This window comes from Adlercreutzia mucosicola DSM 19490, assembly GCF_000422625.1.
GTDB lineage: Bacteria > Actinomycetota > Coriobacteriia > Coriobacteriales > Eggerthellaceae > Adlercreutzia > Adlercreutzia mucosicola.
In genome coordinates this window covers 190,998-210,065 of sequence record NZ_AUGK01000003.1, presented here as the reverse complement: position 1 = coordinate 210,065, position 19,068 = coordinate 190,998, and the positions used below count along the sequence as shown (strand labels likewise).

Below are 19,068 nucleotides of genomic sequence, written 5' to 3'. Positions count from 1 at the left end.
CAAGCGGGGTCGAAAGCACGAGCGGTCGCCATAGCGATCCTTGCGAAGGTGCATCGCCGAAAGCGTCTTGGCCTGGGTCGGCCGCGAAACCCCTACCTGGCTCGCAGGTGGCTCGGATGCGAAAAATTGCGTTATCGCGAGCCCTACTTCAACGACGGACCATTTCAGACTCGCGATAACGCAAATTTCCGCACATTCAGATAAACAAACCTCGCGATAACGCAAATTTCCGCACTTGGGGAAGCTCGGCCGCAGCCTAGAACTTGGCGCCGCGGGCGTAAGCCTCGGTCACCAGGGTGTCCATCACCTTGGGCAGGGTGAGTCCGGCGGCCCCGCAGGCCATGGGGAACAGCGAGTGCGGCGTCATGCCCGGGGACACGTCCAGCTCGAAGCAGCGCGCCTGACCGCCGTCCCATACCAGGTCGACACGGCCGAGGTCGCGGGCGCCGTAGGCCCGATACACTTCCAGAGCCGCGCGCTCGATCTCGGCGCGGATGGCCTGGGCCGCGGCCTCGTCGGGCGACAGGGACGCGGGGCGCACGGGGCAGAAGAACTCCACGGCGTCATCGGCCATGCGGGCCGCTGCGTCGAAGAACTCCCCCTCGCGGGCCACGATCTCCACGGGCGGCAGGGCATAGGCGTCCCAGCCGGTGCCGAGCACCGCCACGGACACCTCCACGCCATCGACCCACTGCTCAATGTTCACGGCCTCGTCGAAGGACAGGGCATCGAGCACGGCCTCGCCCAGCTCGTCCTGGGAGCTCACCTTATGCACGCCGAGCGCGCTGCCGCCGTGGGCCGGCTTCACGCAGACGGGATAGCCGCCGATCACGCGGTCGGCCACCATGTCCAGCGCTGTGGCAGCGCCCATAGACTTGAAGGCGTCCTTGGCCAGGTACACGCCCTGAGGCCAGCTTGCGATGCCCTCCTCGCCGGTGATGTCGCGATACTTCTCCAGGGAGGAGTGCAGGGCATCCTTGTTCCAGGCGCGGTGGCACACGCTGGCCGGCGAGCCCACGAAGGGCAGGCCGAGGAACTCCAGCAGACTCTGGATGGTGCCGTCCTCGCCGTCCTTGCCGTGCAGGGCGTTGTAGACCACATCGGGCCGCTCGCTGCGCAGCGTGGGCACCAGATCGGCGTTGGTGTCCAGCGGCACCACCTTGTGGCCGGCCTCTTCCAAGGCTTCGCAGACCACCTTGCCCGAGGCCAGCGACACCTCGCGCTCGAAGGACTTGCCTCCCATGAGCACTGCTACTTTCATGCACTTCTCCTTTTCGTAGAAACTCCCCGCAGTACGACGACGCGCTTGCGGGCGGGTTGAAGGCCGGCCCTGCGAGTTCAATCGGAAGCCGATGCCCGTGCTCGACGCACCCCAGCCGCCAGCCCTCCGTAGGGACGGCCTTTAGGCCGCCCGTCCGCGATCGAACGCGGACCGAAAACCACCCGACCGGCCGACGCCTGGTTTACTCGGCGGCTTCCTCCTGGGCCTCGGCCACCTTCTGCTCAGCGATCTCGATCTGGGCGGCATCGCCATCGTGGGACTGCATGACGGCCTCCTCGTTCTCCTCGGACGCCACGATAACCTCGTCCCAGTTCTCGCGCTCGTTCTCGGCCATGACGGCCTCCTTTCCGTAACCCGGCAGCGCGCCGGCGTTGATGAACACGCGGTACAGTTCCAGGCGCTCCTCGATAACCCCGGCCAAACGTCGCACCGCTTCGGTGATCGATTCGGGCGTCTCGAAGCTGAAGTTGACGCGCATGGAGTTCTTTCCGGTTACGCCGTCGGGGAAAAACGAATTCCCCGGCACATAGGTTACGCCCGCCTCCAGCGCTTCGGCAAGCATCGAATCGGTATCCATATAGTCGGGCAGCGTGATCCAGAGGAACATGCCGCCCTCGGGATGGGTCCAGCGAGCCTCGGGCGGGAAGAACTCCTCCAGGGCCGCCAGCATGGTGTCGCGGCGCTCTTTGTACACGCCGATGAACTTCTGCAACGTGCGCTGCCAGGGGATGTCGGCGAAGTAGTGCTGCACGATCAGCTGGTCGAAGGCGCTGCCGCACAAGTCGGCCCCCTGCTTCACCAGATTGATGCGCGCGAGCACCGCCTCGGGGGCAGCTACCCAGCCCGTGCGCAGGCCCGGACCCAGCATCTTCGAGATAGTGCCCAGGTAGATGACCGAGTCGTCCATGGCCTTCAAGGGCACCTGATGGCCGCCGTCGTAGCGCAAACGCCCGTAGGGGTCGTCTTCCACCACCATGAAGTTGTACTCGGCCGCCAGTTCCAGCAGGCGACGGCGGCGCTCGGCGGTCATGGTGACGCCGCCGGGGTTCTGAAAGTTCGGGATGGTGTAGCAGAACTTCAGGCGCGGGTTGTTCTTGCCAATGCGCTTAAGTTCCGCCTCCAGCAGGTCCATGCGCATGCCCTCGTCATCGAAGGGGATGGCGCGCACATCGGGCTCGAAGGCGGAAAAAGCCTGCAGCGCCCCCAGATAGGTGGGGCCCTCGGTGATGATGATGTCGCCCGGATCGATGAAGGCCTCGGCGATGAGCGTGAGGGCCTGCTGGGCCCCCGATGTAACGAGAATCTGGTCAGCCTTCACGCGAATGCCCAGGTCGCGCATCATATCGGCGAGCACGGCCCGCAGGCCGGCCAGGCCGTCGGTGGGCCCGTACTGCAGCGAGACGGCGCGGGCGCGCTCGGTCTCGATGGCGGCCAGGGTGGCGCGACGCACATCTTCCACGGGCAACAGCGACACGGCGGGCATGCCGCCGGACAGCGAGATCACATCGTCGCGGGTGGCGGCGGCAAAGAGGTTGCGCACCGCCGAGGGGCGCATCTTGCGGACGCGGCGGGCGATCTTGTCGCCGGTGGTGTCGAAGGTGATGTGAGCTGATGACATGGCTAATCCACCATCCCTTCCATAAGCGCGCAGGCGGCTTTCAGGGCCGCCAGAGCGATGAGGTCATCGGTAAAGTTTACTGCAACCCGCGCCAGCCCCGCACGCTCGTCCAACCATTCCGTTGTACCGACAAAAGTAGCCGCCGAACGGTTGCGAGCGGTTGAGAAGGTCGCGGCGGGGCGATGTGCGCCGCGGGCGGCAGCCTGGGCCTGGGCCTCGGCCTGAAAATCGATGACGAGATGCTCCAACACATGGGGCAGCGAGGTGCGGTCCAGGATAGCGCCGAAGGAAGCCCCCTCGGCGTTCAAGCAGGCGTGCCGGGTAAGGAAGGGGCGCGCGGCGCTCAGGCGAGCGGCCGCGGCAGGACCGAGGCAGGCTGCAGGGCCGCCGGCCACGCGCACGAGCAGCACCATGCGATCGCGCTCGAAGGCGATGCGCTCGACAGCCAGGGCGCTCACGACTGATCGGCCGCCGATGCGGGGTCGTCGGGGCGATCGGCACTGCGGGACGAGGCGTCGCCAGCAGCGGCATCGTCGGTGCCCGCACGGGACGTCGCGCCATCGCCCTCGTCGCCCTCGTCCGCAGCGCCGCTCGCGCCATCACTGTCGGCGCCCGTCGCATCAGCATCGCCTGCGCCCCCAGCCTGCGGATCATCGGACCCTCCCGCTTCCTCGGCGGGCTTGTCGCCAGGCGCGCCCAGGATGCCGTCGCCGCCATCGGGATCGGACAGGTCGCCCAAGGTCTCGTCCTCGATCACCTGGACATCATCGCCAGCGCCTTCTCCATCGGCATCGAGACCATCAGCTGCGGCATCGGGATCGGGGGCCTGGGCTGTGGGCGTGCGCGACAGCAGCGTGACGCCCTTCCCCGCCTTCTCGGCCGGGGCCAGGGGCGCGCCGCGCAGGTTTTCCCACAGCGCCTGGATGGTCCAGCCGATATCGCTGCTCAGGGTGTCGCCGCCACTGAACTTGCCGTCCACCAGAGCCAGCTGGTTGCGGTCCAGAGAAAAGCGGTAGCGGCCCGAGCCAGCCAGGTTGCCGAAGGTGAACTCGATGGTCTTGTCGCCGGTGTCCATGGTGTACTTGTAGGACACGTCGTCGGTCAGGTGGATGCGGTCTTCGGTGATGATGATGGGCGTGGATGTGCCCGCCAGGTACCACGTGCCGCGAAAATCGCTCGCATCGTCGGCGGAAAACCAGCGCAGCCAAGTGAAACCGCAAACCAGGGCCACAGCCAGCACGACGAACAGCGCGCCCACCGACGCCGCGGCGATCTTGCCCCGGGTCCAGCGCGGCTGCTTCACCGCCGGCCGCGCCGAGGGACGGACCGCGCGATTCGCCCGTGGGGCACTCTGCGCTGCGGCCGCATCCTGACCGTCGGCCGCCGCCTCGCCTTCGGACTCGGTTGCGATTTCCGGGGCGGGAGCGCCGTCGGCTGAACCGTCCGCTGACACGCCCGTCGCGGAGGCCGCTGAGGTGATCTCGGCCGAAGCCGCGGCGGTCGTCTCGGCCGAGGGCGCCGTCTCAGCTCCGGGAACCACACCCGACACCGAGGCGTCAGCCGCTCGCCGCGCGCCCGCCAAGGGCCCGCTCGCAGAGGGCGGCGTGGATGCTGCGTGGCGCGCCCGCTCCCTTTGAGCGCGGCGCCGGGGGTTGTTGCGCCCCCCCAGCTCGCGCGACTGCTCGTCCATGGGTGTGCTAAACCTCTTCCGGCCCAATCACCGTTTTGCCGCCCATGTAGGGTACGAGCACCTCGGGCACCGTGATGGTGCCGTCGGGGTTCTGGTAGTTCTCGATGACCGCGGCCATGGTGCGGCCCACGGCCAGACCCGATCCGTTCAGGGTATAGGCGAAGCGGGTGCCCTTGAAGTTGGCCGGATCGCGGTACTTGATGTTGGCGCGGCGGGCCTGGAAGTCGGTGCAGCAGCTGCACGAGGAGATTTCCTTGTAGGCGTTGTAGCTGGGCAGCCACACCTCAACGTCGTAGGTCTTGGCGGAGGAGAAGCCGATGTCACCGGTGCACAGGCTGATGACGCGATAGGGCAGCTCCAGCTTCTGCAGGATGTTCTCGGCGTCTTCCACCATGGACTCCAGCTCGGCAAAGCCGGTCTCGGGGGTGGCGAACTTCACCATCTCCACCTTGGAGAACTGGTGCACGCGGATGATGCCGCGGGTATCGCGGCCGGCCGAACCCGCCTCCTCGCGGAAGCAGGGGGTGAAGGCGCAGTAGTGCAGCGGCAGCTGGTCGGCGTCGAGCACCTCGCCGGCGTGCAGGTTGGTCAGCTGCACCTCGGCGGTGGGAATGAGGTAGAGCCCCTCGGTGGTGTGGAACAGGTCTTCCTCGAACTTCGGCAGCTGGCCGGTGCCCGTGAGCGTGGCGGCGTTGGCCATGGCCGGCACCCACCACTCCTTGTAACCGCGCTCGGTGTGCTGATCCAGCATGAAGGAGATAAGCGCGCGCTCCAGGCGGGCACCAGCGCCACCGAGCACGTAGAAGCGGCTCTCGGCCAGCTTCACGCCACGCTCGAAGTCGATGATATTCAGGGCCGGCCCCAGATCCCAGTGAGCCTGGGCCTCAAAGCCTTCGGCCGCGAAATCGCGCGGGGTGCCCCAGCGGCGCACCTCGGGGTTGTCGTCCTCGTCCTCGCCGATGGGAGTAGAGGCGTCGCACAGGTTCGGCACGCTCATCAGCAGGGTGTTCAGAGCGTCGTCGGCCTCGGTGCGGGCGGCGCTGGCCGCCTCCAGCTTCTCGTTGATCTGGCGCACCTGCTCCTTGGCGGCCTCGGCCTCGTCCTTCTTGCCCTGGCCCATAAGCGCGCCGATCTGCTTGGAGATACGGTTGCGCTCGGCCTGCAGGGCCTCTTCCTCGGCGATGACCTCGCGGCGTCGCACGTCAAGGGAGGCAAACCGCTCCGGGTCGAAATGCGCATGGCGATTCTTCATGGCCTCGGCCACTTCGTCAAGATGATCGCGTACATATTTGACATCCAGCATAAGAGTGCTCCTTGGATCGTGCGTTTTGCGTTCGACCAGTATAGCGCAACCAGTAGGCATGGAGATTGCGTTTGCGGTGAAGAAGCATAGTATACTTTCACCTGCACAACACCGATACCACCGCCGCCACAGCCGCGGCGTTCGCAAAGACGAGGAGGGCGCCCATGAATATCGAGGAGTTGTACCACTTCCTGTTCGAGACCATGCCGGGCATTGGCATCCTGGTCGGCGGCGGCCTGCTGGTCAGCGTCATCGTCTGCCTAATTCTGGAGCGGAAGACCCGCAAGCAGTTCAAGAACCACGAGAAGACCGAGGACGACTGGTCCCTGTTCGATGACGACGAGGAAGACGAGAAGTAGCGCCGCACTTGCACGAGAGTCGAATTACCCGAGCCCCCGCCCGGCACCATCGCCCGGCGGGGGCTTTTTTTCGCAATCACGTCGCCGAAAGTGGCACTGGATTGCGAAAAGTTCACCGAGAGTGGCACTGGATTGCGAAACACCAGCTATCATTTCGTCAAGCACTTTTTTCAAGCGCGAGGGATCGAAAATGACCCCGAGAGCCGCGTTGACGAAACATGAAAGATCGCTCCCGCCCGGGGACGGCCCCCTGCATCGCACCAGATGAAGCGCACGATCTCACGGAGCAAACTGCGCGTCAAGGCGAGGAAAACTTTTTTCATCTTCAACAAAAGGACAGCGGAAAAAACTTTTCCTCCGAGAAGCCTTGACGCGCCGCCCGCCCCGTGAGCCGGACGCCCCATCAGGAGCGAGGCAGAGGGCCTGGCTCCACGGACGAAAGGGGCATCCCATGGCACTGTACATCACTGCAACCGTCGAAGATCTGACCGCCTACGAGGGCCTGAACTGCTTCAGCAAGGCCGCGCTGGCCGCCATAATCGACTGGTATGACGCGGACGGCACCGATGAGGAGGTCGACCCGGGGAAGCTCCGGGGAGAGTGGACGGAATACAGGAGCGCCGCAGACATGTGGAATGACTATCATTACTTCGACAAAGGACTGCCGACCGTATACGAACCCGACCAGCTGGAAGACCTCGTAACCGCCATCGAGGACGTAAAGGGGAACGTCATTCAGACAGAATCCGGAACCTGGCTCGTCCAAGAGCTCTAGCCAACCTCAACCGGAGAGGCCCCCTCGGGGGCTTCTCCCTTTGCCGAATGCCGCTCGCGGCTGTACTCCTCGCCCGAGCGCATGAGCGCCCACACCACGCAGAGCATCTTGCGGGCCACGGCGCAGACGGCGCAGCGGTGCGACTTGCCCCGGGCGCGCAGGCGGTCGTAGAAGTCGCGGAACTCGCAGTCGGAGCGCAGGGCGGCCTGGGCGGCGATGTAGAGGGAGCGGCGCAGGTAGGCGCTCCCGCGCTTGGATATGCGCGTGCGCTCCGACTCGAAGCCGCCCGACTGGAAGCGCGCGGGGTCGAGGCCCGCGAGCGCCACCAGCTTGCCCGGCGACTCGAACCGCGAGGCGTCCCCCACCTCGGCGGCGATCTGGCACGCGAGCGCGGGGCCGATGCCGGGGACGGTGCGAAGCGTCGGGGCCGCCGACTCAAGAAGCGGGGCCATGGCGGCATCGGCCTCGGCGATCTGGGCCGCCGAGAAGTCCAGCTGGCCGAGGAGAAGGCGCAGCTCCAGCAGATGGGCTGGGGACGCGGGCACCCCGCAGGTGGAGGAGAGCGAGGCCGCGACCTCAGAGGCCTTGGCGGACCCGAAGCGGCCGCGGCTGGCGCCGCCCAGGGCGTCGGCCAGCGAATCCAGATCGCCCGAGCCCTCCGAAAGCCAGCGCAGGGAGGCCAGGGCCGAGCCGCAGAAGCGGTCGGCGAACAGCCGCGCGAACTCGGGCCACACCTGGTCGAGGAGCGCGGTCAGGCGGAGCTTGCAGCGGGCGGCGTCGCCCGAGAGCGAGCGGCGCAGGCGCGCCAGCTCCCGCAGCTGGGCGAGGTCGCCGTCGGGCGAGACGGTGGGCGCGGGGCGCTCCCTGCGCGCGAAGTCGGCGATCACGAGACAGTCCACCGCGTCGGTCTTGGCGCGGCCCAGGTTGGAGGACTTCCGCGCCGCGCAGGTGCGCACGGGATTCATCACGGCCACAGGGATGCCCGCGAGGGAGAGGGCCCGGTGGCACGAGCGCCAGTAGCATCCCGTGGACTCCATGGCGGCCTCCACCTCTCCGCCAAGGGACGCCAGATCGGCCACCATGGCGGCCAGGCCCTCCGAGTCGTTGGCGTAGGCCGTCGGAGGCAGCACCGCGCGCCCCTCCGCGTCCACCACGGCCATCCAGTGCTCGCGCTTGGCGATGTCTATCCCCGCGAACTTCATTCGAAACTCCGATCTCCCCGCCCCGGGACACGGGGCCCGCGCGGCTCCGGCAGCCGCACCTTTCCGAAAGAGACACGCGGTCGGCGCCGCATCCAGCTCATCGGCGGTCTCGCCTCGCCCGCGACGGGCCGCGCAGCTTTTCGCACGCGGTCTGGCCGCAAAGTATTCGGCGCGCTCCCGGCCCGGAAGGGGTGTCCGAGCCGCCCTGGAGGGCGGCGGTCTGTCAGTTGCTACCTCTCGATGAATATCTGGCTCACGGACTTCGCGCGCCCGCACTCGCCCGCCAGGAACGAGGTCTCCGACTCGCTCACCAGGTAGACGTTGGGAGAAGAGGCGTAGGCGGCGTAGTCCTCCCACGCCACGCGGGCATAGGTCGGGCGGCAAAGGCCGCGCGAGCAGTTGAAGAGCCGGATGCCCGACTCGTAGTTGGCGAGCCTCGCGCCCTTCTTACCCGCGGCGTCATCGTCGGTCAGGTAGGCGCAAAGGTAATTGCCGAGGTTGTTCACGTCGCCCGAGAAGCCCCGGACGTTAACGAAACCCTGGCCCCATGCGTCGCGCACGGGGTGATCGTCAGCGTCGTTGGGCATATAGGGCGCCTCGCCGTCGAAGAACATGACGCAATGCACGTGCCACGCCCCCCGTGCCTGTCGCTCCTTAACGTAGACGTACTCGAAGGGCCCGTAGAGCGAGCGCATCCGCTTGAAGAAGCGGCGCAAATCAGGGGTGAGGCGGGAGTTGTCGACCATGTTCTCCGCGTAGGTGAGCGTGACGAAGCGCACCCCCTCGTTGCACGAGACGTTGGCGTTGATGAGCGACTTCAAGCGGTTGAACGACTGACGGACGCTGCGCAGGTTGTCCCCCTTGACCTCGGAGCGGGGCGCGTAGCGGCGCACCTCGCGGGTGCGCTTGACCAGGTAATGGCACTCATCGAGCCTCTCGATACGCGGCTCCTCGGGCGGCTCGAAGGGGCAGTGCCGAAAGATAACCGTGTTGCCGCAGTCAACGGCCTTAATGTACTTCGAGGGCGGAACAATTCCCATAAGAAACATCCTAAATCTCGCGACCCCGTGACCTGGGGCGGGTTCAATTGTGTGACTTAATCAAGTTAATAGGGGCGCGGGAGCGCCCCTCGCGGCCCTGCGGGCCGCCCCGGGGCCGCCTCCCGCCGCGCGGGGGCCCCGGAGCCCCGCGCGTCAGGAGGCGGCCCCGACCTGACGGAAGCGGCTGTAGGAGTCGTAGAGGCGGAAGTACGCGCGGCGCGGCAGAATCCACGACGAGCCGACCCTCTCGCGCAGGCCGTAGTAGTACGAGACGGCCAGGAACAGCCGCCCCCGGAAGGGCAACGAGAGAAGGAGGCCCTTAAGGCCGAAGTTGCCCAGGCGACGGTGGCTCACCTCTATCTCGATGAGGCAGCGTATCTGGCGGTCTATCATGCGGTCGAACTGGGCGATGAGGACGACCTTGTACCCGAAGTGGCGGTGCTGGCTGAAGAACTCTATCCACTCCATACGCTCGCCCTGCTGCCAGGCGCGGGAGTTGAACACCAGCTGGGCCTCGTCCACGACGAGCAGGATGGAGTCCTCGCGCACCCGGCGGCCCTCCCAGTAGGAGGAGGCGAACTCCACGAGCCAGTCCGGGGAAAGGCGGTCGTTGGGCATCCAGGTGAAGCGCTCCTCATAGCCCCTTGCCGATGGGTTTATGTCGAAGTTGGCGATGACGGGGAGCCCCTTGGCGCCCAGGTGGTCGCGTATGTCGCGGGCCACATGGAGGCTCTTGCCGCTCCCGGGAGTGCCGCTGTAAAGATATATCACGCCGCATCACCTCGAAACTATGGAGACGACCTGGGCGACGGCCAGGGCGACGTTGAGGGCGAGGACGAGGCCGATCCACACCGTGAGGATGCCGACGAGGTCGCCGAAGGGGACGAACCAGTTGAGCGTGGACAGGACGCCGCGCACCGAGTCGGGAACGGCCACGGGGAGCGCCGAGACATCGATGGTCGGGAGCAGCCCCAGCACGAGGAGGACGAGCTGGACGGCGGAGCCGAGCAGAGTGCCGACTATGGCAGAGATCACGAGGAACCACCTCCGTTAAGCGAGAACACGAACTTTCGGGTGTTGGCGAGCAGGGCGAGAACGAGGCCGACGCGCGAGAGCCAGGACGTGCAGTCGGCTACCAGCTGGAACCCCGAGAAGTCGCACACAAGGGGGTGGCCGCATATGTCGAACTCCCAGACGGGGGCAGAGCCCTCGTAGGCGAGAAGCCCGAACACCTGCTTGACAACGGCGGGAACACAGAAGGGAAAGACGCTCTCCATAGCGCCCTGAATGGCCCCCGTTGCCGCAGCCTGCCCGATGCCCGAGAGGTCGCCGATCAGCAGATCGAGCAAGTCCTTGGCGTTCTCGGCCATGCCAGCGGCGAGGAGAAGCCCCCTGATATCGTCCAGGCGCGACTCTATGCCCGACACGTCGAGGGAAAGGCCGTCGCCGAGCGCCGAGAGGACGGAATCGCGGTAGGCCTCCCATGCATTGCCCCACTCGACCATCATGCGATCCTGAACGTCCCATCGAGCGCCCCATTCCATCAGCACACGGTCTTGAACGTCCCAGCGGTCGGCCCACTCCATCAGCACACGGTCTTGAACGTCCCAGCGGTCGGCCCACTCAGCAAGAAGGCGACTGATACCCGTATCGGAGTCGAGGGCGAGGAAGATATCATCCAGGCGAGCCGAAGCGCCCGCCAAATCAGCGGCAGAGAGCAAGTCCTTGACGGCCAGAAGCTCGCTCCTGACCAACGCGATTCGGGCGCTCACGTCAACGACGTTGTTGAAGATGGGGCCGATATAAGTTTCAACGGCCTGCCTGATCAAGTTGGTGCGCGCGCTGATATCAGCAAGGGTGTTGAAGCTAGCGCCCAGATAGGTCTCAACGGGAACTCTGATCAAGTTAATCCGCGCGCTAATATCGGCCAAGCTGTTATTCATTGCGGGGAAGAAGGAGTTTACCTTGCCACTGACGTTGTTCAGCCAGCCCGCAGGCGAGTTGCTGAAGAAGGAGGGCGTGCCGTCATAGTTGTAGCCCCAGGCCGTCCATGTGGAATTGTAAATCCACTGGAGGAAGTAGTACGGCGAATTGTTCTCGGAGACCCAGGCGGTGCCCACTTTGTAGCCCCACTGAGTGCGAAGAACAGATTGAATACCCTTAGTAGCGGTATCAATAGCCTGAAAATAATTATTAGCAACAGTCATTTTGGAATCGATCGATTCAAGAATATCGGCAGCAGCTAGAACCGCCCATATGACAGTGCCATTTCTCGCGGCAATTTTATTGCCGCCGATGACGAATTGGGTGCCCTCGCCAGACCATGCCGAGCCAACAAGAGTGTCAATCACCGAAAAGGATGTGGCATAGGGGGAAATGTCAATATCGCCAACCGGAGAATCTACTCCCCCATCAGCTGACGAAGAAGCCTCTGTCTCTCCAGGTCCCTCTGGCTCGGGGCCAACTCCGCCTCCTGCTGCTCCCTCATCTGCTGCATCAGGCGCGAATTCGAACTCACCAGGCGCTGCTGAAACTCCGCCTCCGTCAGATCGGAGGACTTCCGAATCTTCTTCCTCAAGAACATAGGCGCTCCCCTCATCTGCATATGCCAGAGTATAGCACGGCAGGCACGACGAGAGGGCCAGCAGCGCCGACAGGGCGAGGGAAAACGCGCGAGTGCAAACGGACAAAGAATCACCTCCTAAAATAGAAAAGGGAAGGGCCGAAGCCCTCCCCGAACGGCCCGATTCGCCGCCCCGAGCCGAAGGGCGGGGCCGATTAGCGACTAAAGCGCTTGACAAACCCCCAGACGGCGGGAACCACGATGAAGATGGCGGCGACGCCAAGGATGGCGGGCAGGTTCGCACCGATGGCGGTCTGAAGGTTGGTGCTCAGACCGGAGATCGCGGTAGACATAGCGGTACTGATGGTCTCCATGGTATCAACTCCTTTCTACTCAATCATTTGGACACGAGACTACGAACGAGCCTGAAAAGCCCGAACACTCCGAAGCTGAGGAGACCTAGGAACATCCCCAGCAGGAAGCCAACGGGAACGGCTGCGGTGAGCGAGACGACGAAATCAAGCCAGCCGTCAACTTGATACGCATCTAAAATCCCCATCGAAGATCACCTGGAGCGAAGCTCAAGAAAGAGAATCAGGCACAGGCAGACAACGGAGAAAAGCTGAAGAGAAGCGTTGGCCAAGACGCAAGCATCGCTCACAAGACCACCGCCAGGAACGCCAGAGCCAGGACTGCCGACAAGGCGCGGGGCGGCAACTTGAGAAGGAGGGGCGGCTTGCCCCAGCCGTCGTCCCAACGGGCCTTGGCCCACGTAAAGGCGATCTTCAGCGCCGCATAGACAGCGAGAGCGTAAGCAACAACGCCAAGCAGAGACAGAACAACGAGAACGTTAAGAACAGCATCCATTAAGACCTCCATTTGTCGGAAAACGCAAGCCAGAGAGTCGCGCCCAGGTTGAGCAGGAGCGCCAGCAGCATGAACACGAACAGCGCCGTGTGCATGTACTGGAAGGACATGAGATCGGAAAAGAACTCGGCGGGAACCTCGGTCGCGGAGTGAACCTCGGTCATCCAGTCGGCGGAATCACCGGGGAGGAGGTTCTGGGCCTCGGGGTCGGCGGGAACCTCGACGGAGAGGCCCTTGGCCTCCATCTGCTCATCGACCCTCTGAATCTGCGAGTTGAGCAGATCGAAGGTCTGGAGGTTCACGTCCCTGATCTGGGCCACGTCCTGGCGGAGTGCGTCCAAAGTGGAAAAGGCGTCCAGGGCCAGGCCCGCGGCAGCCTGCTCGTCCATCTAGGCCACCTCCCCGTCGGCGGCCGCCATCAAGTCGGACATGAGAGCGTCGTTCCAGTCGGCGGAGGGGCCGTGGACGTGGTAGGACTGTCCCACGATGTTTCCGAGCTGGTCGATGTGGACGCCGATCACGACGGCGGCATAGGCCTCTTCGCGGTCGCGGTCGCGCCAGTAACCGGCGACGTAGGAGGCCAACTCGAGGGCCGAGGGGCCGAGGGCGCCCGAGGGGTTCGCGGAAGCCACGGGAACCGCCTACTTGGAGGCGGCGGCAACGGCCGCGGCCTTGAGGGAGGAAACGGCGGGCGACTCGTCGAACAGCTCGGCGGGGATGTCGTTGTCCACGGTCGCGGCATCGAAGAGGGCGCGAGTCTCGAACACGTCCACGATGTAGCCCTTCCAGTTGCGGAACTTGGAGTCGTAGCGGAAATCGACCATCAGGTAATTCGCCTTGTACGGCTTGAGGCGGTTGGGATCCACCTCGTCCAGGCGAACCTTGAGCAGGAAGGTGTCGGCGGTGCCGGGGACGGAGAACGCGGCGTTGCACCAGTCTATCTTCTCCCCTCCCTCGGCCACGAAGTCGCCCTTGGAGAAGCCGGTGAACACTGAACAGACCTTTGCGAGCATAATCTACCTCTCTAACGAATCTCGGCGGCGGCATCCCGTCGCCCTTGCGATTCGAAATGGTAGAAAGTAAGCGCATGCGCACCGCTCTACCACTTTTGCGGAAAACCCGTCGAAGCTGACCCGTGAAAGCACCGGCCCGTTATCCAGTGTTTCGCATGTTGCGCATCCCAGGTGCCTACTTTTCGCAATCCAGCGCCACTTTCAGCGATTTTTTCTCAGATCGCACAAGCCCTCGTCAGAAACGCCCGTTGAGGCGGCCGTGGTCCCAGAATCCCGAAGGCGGAGGGAGAGCGCCCTTGGGGGCTGCATCCTCGCTGCGATCTAGACCGCCTCGTCGTCCAGATACCACTCTTCTTCGGCCCAGCGGGCTCGGTCGGGGATGTTCATGGCGGCGGCGATGATGCCGATGACGCCGGGCACCAAAGCGCCGAGCAGGGCCGAAGGAGCGGGCAGCCACGAACCGCCGAAGTTGGTGAGATGGGCCGCCGCGCAGGCACCGGCGATGAGCACCACGGCCGCGATCACGGCACCGGCCACGTCGAAGGCCTTGGTGCCGCGCACGCAGCAGAGGCTGTAGGCAGCCGCGGCCACCACCCAGCTGATGCCGATGACCCAGGTGCCGCCCTGGGAGATGAGGGCCACGCAGGCCGCCTGGGGATTGTTACTGAAGCTGAAGTGCAGCAGCGCATCCCAATTCATCACGTCCATGGAGCCGCAGGCCGCCATGATGAGGGCCACGAAGAAGGCGAAGGCCGCCGTCAGAGCCGACTGGATCACGGGCAGAAACACGCCCGCGCCCACCGGAGCCAAGCCGCCGAAACCGATGGAGCCGAACAGCGGCTGCAGCAGCGCCACCGTGGCCTGGGACGTGCCGCGGCATCCCACGAGATACCACCAGCCCGCCACCACCGCGGCCAAAAGCAGGGTAAGTGCCCAAGCGCCCGCCCCAGCCAGGCCCGCGGCCAGCATGGCGTAGCCGAACAGGATGCCGATGCTGGGGCGCACCGCCGCTACCGCCGCGCACACCGCCACCAGCACCCAGTACACCACAGTCGCGTCGTCGAGCAAGCCGCCCGGCGAGCCGGCATTCAGGTGAATGTTCGCCAGACCCACGGCGGCCAGCAGGCCCACCGCAAGGGCACTCACAATGCGAGCAACGATGGCGGCCCCGCGCAACCCCAGGCGATCCACGAAGGGGGCCAACGGCTCGCGGGGCCGCTCGGGCTCGGGGTCGGCCTCGGGCAGATCGACGCCTTTCACGATGTCGGCCAGGGCCTTCTTGCCCTTCTTCGCGTTGCCGAGCAGCGGCGTGAGCGCCTCGGCGAACTCCGTCACGGTGCCGAAACGCTCGTCCATCTCCGGATCCAGGGCCATGAACATGATGTCGTCGGCCTCGGCGTCAAGCTCGTCCCAGCACAGCGAGGGCAGCACCAGCTCGGCGTCTTCGATGAGCTCCTCGGCGGCGCGCAGAGTGGAGGCGAAGAACGGGTTGGAGCCAGTGAGCATCTCGTAGGTGAGGCTCGCCAGGGCCCACTCGTCGGTGCGCACATCCAGAGGCTCCTGGCGCATCTGTTCCAAGGGCATGTAGCCGATGGTGCCGCCTCCGGTGGTGCCCGAGCCGGTGGCATCCATCAGGGCGGCCAGGCCGAAGTCGGTCACCTTGGCCACGCCCTTGGAGTTCACGATGACGTTCTCGGGCTTGATATCCAAGTGCAGGGTCTGCTCGCCGTGGGCCACTTCCAAAGCGTGGGACACGGCCGTGAACACAGCGGCCACAATGTCGAGGGTGATGCTGTCGTCGATCTCATCGATGATCTCGGCCAGGGTCTTGCCCTCGATGTACTCCATGATCACGTAGGCCGTGGAGTCCTCCACGGCGCAATCGTACACCGTGACGATGTTGGCATCGGACAGCTTCGCGACAGAACGGGCCTCTTCCAAGCCGGGAATGTGCTCGAACAGATCGGCGTCGTCGGGCTCTTCGAAGTCGGTCGAGGGAGCCGGCCGCGAGACCACCGGCGCACTGGCTGCCGCGGACTCGGTGCGGACGGTGTGGCGGCCGCCGCGGCGCCGGCGACGCTCGGTAGCCCCGTCGATGGTGCGCGAGGGGCGAATGCCACGCAAATGGCGCACGTCCACGGCGCTCTCGTCGAAGTAGTCGCTGATGGGCGCGGCTTCCTGCACCTCCACGGGCGGTACATAGGCCGCCTCGGGGGCGTGGCGCGTCTTACGCGGGATGGCGCGGCCGTCAACCCCCGCGCCTGCTGCGGGACCCGCGTCGAAGCCGGCCGTGCCGGCGCCCCAGGGCACGATCGTCGCCTCCCAGGGAGCCTCGGGCGTTGCAACGGCATCTTCCCAGGGGGGCACTTCATCGGCCGCCGTCGGCACGCTGCGCCGGGACGCCACGCCGGCGCGCCGCTCGTCCACTCCGCGCAGGAAGTCGGGGTCGGAAGGGAACGACGGAGCCGCCGGGGCGGCAGCGCTGGCTGCACGGCCGGCGACGGCAGAACTCGCGGACGCTCCCGAGCGGCCGCGAGCCGCCGACCCCGCCGATCCCACCGCACCAGCCACTCGGCCTGCGGCCGCGGCGGCTCCTTGGCCGCCTTCCAAATCGGCGGCCATGCGCGCCTCCAAGGCAACCAGGCGCGCGCGGGCCACTTCGTCTTCCGACAACTCGATGCACTTGATAGCCACATCGCGCTTGAGGTGGGTGTCGAAGGCGTGCACAACGGTGCCGTAGCCGCCGGCGCCGGCCTGGCCGACGACGCGATAACGATCCAATATGAGGGGGGAGGAAGCCATAGGGCAATAACCTCTTCTTCTTCGTTTGGGCTGCATAGTTTGAGGTAGGACAATTCTACCATCGTAGCGGCATCGGCGCGATGGCAGATCGGCGGCCTCCACGGGCAAGAAACACCGCTCGCGCATCAACGGAATCCCGTACGCAACAGCGACCGGCAAACACGCTGCGCTCGAGTCCATCAAGCCCACAACCGCAAAATAACGGGGAATAGGAGAGCACTTTTCCGTTTTGTGGCCAAAAAGCCGTCGAGTGAGCTCTGCGGGTCTCCTCAAGCCGCGTCCGAAGCCCGAAATGTGCGCAAAGCAACGGATTCTTGAACGAATCCCCCCACTATCGGCCGCCCAAGAGCCCCTGAACTATGATTTTTCTACCAACTCGAGCTCACTCGACGGCTTTTTGGCCACAAAACATAAAACCTCTCGCGAAAGGATCCCCCCCCATGTTGACCATCGGTTGTCATCTGTCGAAGCACCGCGGCTACGCGGAAATGGCGCGGGAGGCCGCGTCCATCCATGCGAACACCTTCCAGTATTTCACGCGCAGCCCGCGCGGCAGCAAGCAGGCCGATCTGGATGCCAAGGATGTGCAGGAGTACCGCGCCCTGGCGACCGAATACGGCATCCACGATGTGCTGGCCTACGCGCCCTATGATACCGATCCGGCCACGGCCAAGATGAGCGAGCGCGACTTCGCCCTGATGACCTACGCCGAGGACCTGGCCCAACTGACCGAGCTGGCCGTGCCGATGTACCTGGTGCGCCCCGGCAGCCGCCTGGGCATTTCCGTGGATGAGGGCTTGACCGATGTGGCCGACGCCCTGAACAAGGTGATCACCCCCAGCCAGACAACACTCGTGCTGCTGGACACTATGGCCGGAGAGGGCAGCCAGGTAGGCACCTCCTTCGAGCAACTGGCCGCCATCATCAGCCAGGTGAAGCTGGCCGACCACGTGGGCGTCTGCTTCGACTGCGCCGGCGTGTGGGCCGAGGGCTACGATGTGGTGAACGACCTGGACGGAGTGCTGTCCCAGTTCGACCAGACCATCGGGCTGGGCAAGCTGAGGGCTGTGCACTTGAACGACGCTACCCACGAGCGCGGCAGCCATGTGGATCGCCACGCCCGCATCGGCGAGGGCAAGATCGGCTTTGACGCCCTGGCGGCCCTGGTGAACCATCCGAAGCTGGCCGGCGTACCCTTCTACCTGGAAGAGCCCGACTCCACCTTAGTGATCTACGAGCACGACGTGGCCCGCTTCAAGCAGGCGTATACGGGGAAGTAAAGGGCTCGGGGCAATCGGGCGCGGGCCATGCGGAACGGGAGCCGCACGGGATGAAGTGCAGTCCCCGCAGCTTTGCACCGAAGACGGGCCGAGGGCAAAAACTGCTCGAGCTGCGGCGCGACGGCCCCGACCCGCCTTGCGGTGGCGCCTCGCGCCAACCGGCGGCCCGCCCCCCCCATCACCGTCGCCCCTATAAAAGAAGGGGCCGCCAGCGCGATGTTGGCGGCCCCTTCGGCATTATCCGCTCTAGCGGGCGTGGCGACCGCGGCCGAGCGGCGCCTGGGGCGCGCCGGCGGGGGCACCATACTGGTCGGGGAACCCGCTGCCCCCGCGGGCCACCGGGCGCGTGCCCGGCACGGGCGCCGGCGCGTGGGAGCCGCGAGTGGGGGCCGCCGGGCCTCCGTAGGGACGAATACCCTGTTGGCCCTGGGAGCGCGCCGGCGGTGCGGCCGAGGCAGCCTCGGCGGCGCGGCGGGCCTGACGGGCCTCCAGCTCGGCGGCGGCGCGGGCGGCGAAAGCGCGCTCGGCCTCGCGGCGAGCCTTGCGCGACATCTTCTTGTCGGGCACCACAATGGGCTGCTGGCCGAACCCGCCGCTCTGGACCCAGGCCTCGGCCATCTGCTCGGAGGCCACCTGGAGCTGCTCGTCGGGCGCCCATCCCCCACCGCGGCGCCGCGACACGCCTTGGGGCGCGCGACCCGCCGATGCGGGAGTCGGACTGCCGACGGTCGGCCGCGGGGCCGGTGCAGGCCGCGGGGCCGGCTGGGGCGCTGGGCGCGAAGCCGGCGCCACAGCCGGCTGGGGTGCCGCCGTGGCAGTCGCCGCCGGCGCACCTGCCATGCCCGGGTGGCCCATGGGCATACCTTGCTGCGGAGCCCCTATGGGCATGCCGCCCGCCGCAGGCGCAGGACGCGGGGCTGCCTGGGGCGCGGGCTGGCCGGCCCGCGGGCGCCCGCCATAACTGCGGGCGGCGTTGTTGCGACGGCCGATGACCATCTGCATCTCGGCTACCTTGCGGCGTTCCGCTTCCAAGCCGTCGGCCATACCGCGCATGCGGCGATCCAGGGTGGTGATCCACAGGCACAACGCCAGCACAGCCACCGCAAGAACGCCCAGGCCCACGGCGACCAGACCAAAAGGCGACGACAAGAATTCAAACACGGAAACCCCTCACAGCTACAGGCAAATCGATAGTTACTGGGATGATATACGACCCCGACGACGTTGTCGATACGAAAAAGCCACGCTTACCTGCTCGAAGGGCGGAAAGTTCG

The 19,068-nt window shown here is 65.8% G+C and carries 21 protein-coding genes; 3 read left to right on the top strand and 18 right to left on the bottom strand.

The annotated features are described in order from the left end of the window. Nucleotides 1-256: 256 nt before the first annotated feature. From G503_RS0100965 to serS, 5 genes are all read right to left on the bottom strand, one after another. Nucleotides 257-1,261, bottom strand: coding sequence for a D-alanine--D-alanine ligase family protein (locus G503_RS0100965; RefSeq protein ID WP_028026109.1), 1,005 nt, complete (start codon nt 1,259-1,261; stop codon nt 257-259). Nucleotides 1,262-1,463: 202 nt separating this feature from the next. Continuing rightward, the gene (locus G503_RS12980; RefSeq protein WP_084636183.1) at nt 1,464-2,900 is read right to left on the bottom strand and encodes an aminotransferase-like domain-containing protein; all 1,437 of its coding nucleotides are present in this window, start codon (nt 2,898-2,900) and stop codon (nt 1,464-1,466) included. Nucleotides 2,901-2,902: 2 nt separating this feature from the next. Further along, nucleotides 2,903-3,358, bottom strand: coding sequence for a hypothetical protein (locus G503_RS0100955; RefSeq protein ID WP_035021247.1), 456 nt, complete (start codon nt 3,356-3,358; stop codon nt 2,903-2,905). Next, complete coding sequence (locus G503_RS0100950) at nt 3,355-4,590, bottom strand: hypothetical protein (protein ID WP_028026107.1); 1,236 nt, start codon at nt 4,588-4,590, stop codon at nt 3,355-3,357. The genes G503_RS0100955 and G503_RS0100950 overlap by 4 nt, the downstream gene beginning before the upstream one ends. Nucleotides 4,591-4,597: 7 nt before the next feature. Next, on the bottom strand, nt 4,598-5,893 hold the full coding sequence (gene serS, locus G503_RS0100945) for a serine--tRNA ligase (protein ID WP_028026106.1): 1,296 nt from the start codon (nt 5,891-5,893) through the stop codon (nt 4,598-4,600). A gap of 164 nt (nt 5,894-6,057) precedes the next feature. On the opposite strand from serS, the gene G503_RS0100940 reads away from it, so the two are divergent. Continuing rightward, nucleotides 6,058-6,252 (top strand): DUF6724 family protein, encoded by a 195-nt coding sequence (locus G503_RS0100940; protein WP_028026105.1) that lies wholly within the window; start codon nt 6,058-6,060, stop codon nt 6,250-6,252. A gap of 451 nt (nt 6,253-6,703) precedes the next feature. Beyond that, nucleotides 6,704-7,027, top strand: a complete 324-nt coding sequence (locus tag G503_RS0100935; protein WP_028026104.1) for a hypothetical protein — start codon at nt 6,704-6,706, stop codon at nt 7,025-7,027. Here G503_RS0100935 and G503_RS0100930 read toward each other — a convergent pair. The 12 genes from G503_RS0100930 to G503_RS12970 all read right to left on the bottom strand — a co-directional run bounded on the left by G503_RS0100930 (nt 7,024) and on the right by G503_RS12970 (nt 16,514). Then, complete coding sequence (locus tag G503_RS0100930) at nt 7,024-8,229, bottom strand: IS110 family RNA-guided transposase (RefSeq protein WP_028026103.1); 1,206 nt, start codon at nt 8,227-8,229, stop codon at nt 7,024-7,026. The genes G503_RS0100935 and G503_RS0100930 overlap by 4 nt on opposite strands. Before the next feature lie 230 nt (nt 8,230-8,459). Then, nucleotides 8,460-9,269, bottom strand: a complete 810-nt coding sequence (locus G503_RS0100925) for a rolling circle replication-associated protein (protein WP_028026102.1) — start codon at nt 9,267-9,269, stop codon at nt 8,460-8,462. Between the two features lie 153 nt (nt 9,270-9,422). Beyond that, entirely contained in the window at nt 9,423-10,040 is a 618-nt protein-coding gene (locus G503_RS12975) for a zonular occludens toxin domain-containing protein (protein WP_035021243.1), read from the bottom strand. 6 nt (nt 10,041-10,046) lie between these two features. Continuing rightward, a complete protein-coding gene (locus G503_RS0100915; RefSeq protein WP_028026101.1) occupies nt 10,047-10,304 on the bottom strand; it encodes a hypothetical protein in 258 nt (85 codons plus the stop codon). Further along, a complete protein-coding gene (locus G503_RS0100910) occupies nt 10,301-11,389 on the bottom strand; it encodes a hypothetical protein (protein WP_028026100.1) in 1,089 nt (362 codons plus the stop codon). The genes G503_RS0100915 and G503_RS0100910 overlap by 4 nt, the downstream gene beginning before the upstream one ends. A 281-nt stretch (nt 11,390-11,670) precedes the next feature. Further along, on the bottom strand, nt 11,671-11,853 hold the full coding sequence (locus tag G503_RS0100905) for a hypothetical protein (RefSeq protein WP_028026099.1): 183 nt from the start codon (nt 11,851-11,853) through the stop codon (nt 11,671-11,673). Nucleotides 11,854-12,047: 194 nt separating this feature from the next. After that, nucleotides 12,048-12,206, bottom strand: a complete 159-nt coding sequence (locus tag G503_RS16175) for a hypothetical protein (protein WP_156891849.1) — start codon at nt 12,204-12,206, stop codon at nt 12,048-12,050. Nucleotides 12,207-12,489: 283 nt separating this feature from the next. Continuing rightward, entirely contained in the window at nt 12,490-12,699 is a 210-nt protein-coding gene (locus tag G503_RS0100890) for a hypothetical protein (RefSeq protein ID WP_028026098.1), read from the bottom strand. After that, a complete protein-coding gene (locus G503_RS0100885) occupies nt 12,699-13,088 on the bottom strand; it encodes a hypothetical protein (protein ID WP_028026097.1) in 390 nt (129 codons plus the stop codon). Before G503_RS0100885 ends, G503_RS0100890 begins: the two co-directional genes overlap by 1 nt. Next, nucleotides 13,089-13,331 carry a hypothetical protein gene (locus G503_RS0100880; RefSeq protein WP_028026096.1) on the bottom strand — a complete coding sequence of 81 codons (243 nt, stop codon included), beginning with the start codon at nt 13,329-13,331 and terminating at the stop codon, nt 13,089-13,091. Nucleotides 13,332-13,340: 9 nt separating this feature from the next. Further along, complete coding sequence (locus tag G503_RS0100875; protein WP_156891848.1) at nt 13,341-13,712, bottom strand: hypothetical protein; 372 nt, start codon at nt 13,710-13,712, stop codon at nt 13,341-13,343. Nucleotides 13,713-14,033: 321 nt separating this feature from the next. Then, complete coding sequence (locus G503_RS12970; protein ID WP_051190795.1) at nt 14,034-16,514, bottom strand: serine/threonine-protein kinase; 2,481 nt, start codon at nt 16,512-16,514, stop codon at nt 14,034-14,036. 440 nt (nt 16,515-16,954) lie between these two features. Here G503_RS12970 and G503_RS0100865 point away from each other — a divergent pair, with 440 nt between their 5' ends. Then, nucleotides 16,955-17,794 (top strand): deoxyribonuclease IV, encoded by an 840-nt coding sequence (locus G503_RS0100865; RefSeq protein ID WP_028026094.1) that lies wholly within the window; start codon nt 16,955-16,957, stop codon nt 17,792-17,794. 246 nt (nt 17,795-18,040) lie between these two features. On the opposite strand, the gene G503_RS0100860 is transcribed toward G503_RS0100865, so the two are convergent. Beyond that, on the bottom strand, nt 18,041-18,955 hold the full coding sequence (locus G503_RS0100860; protein ID WP_028026093.1) for a hypothetical protein: 915 nt from the start codon (nt 18,953-18,955) through the stop codon (nt 18,041-18,043). Nucleotides 18,956-19,068 lie beyond the last annotated feature (113 nt).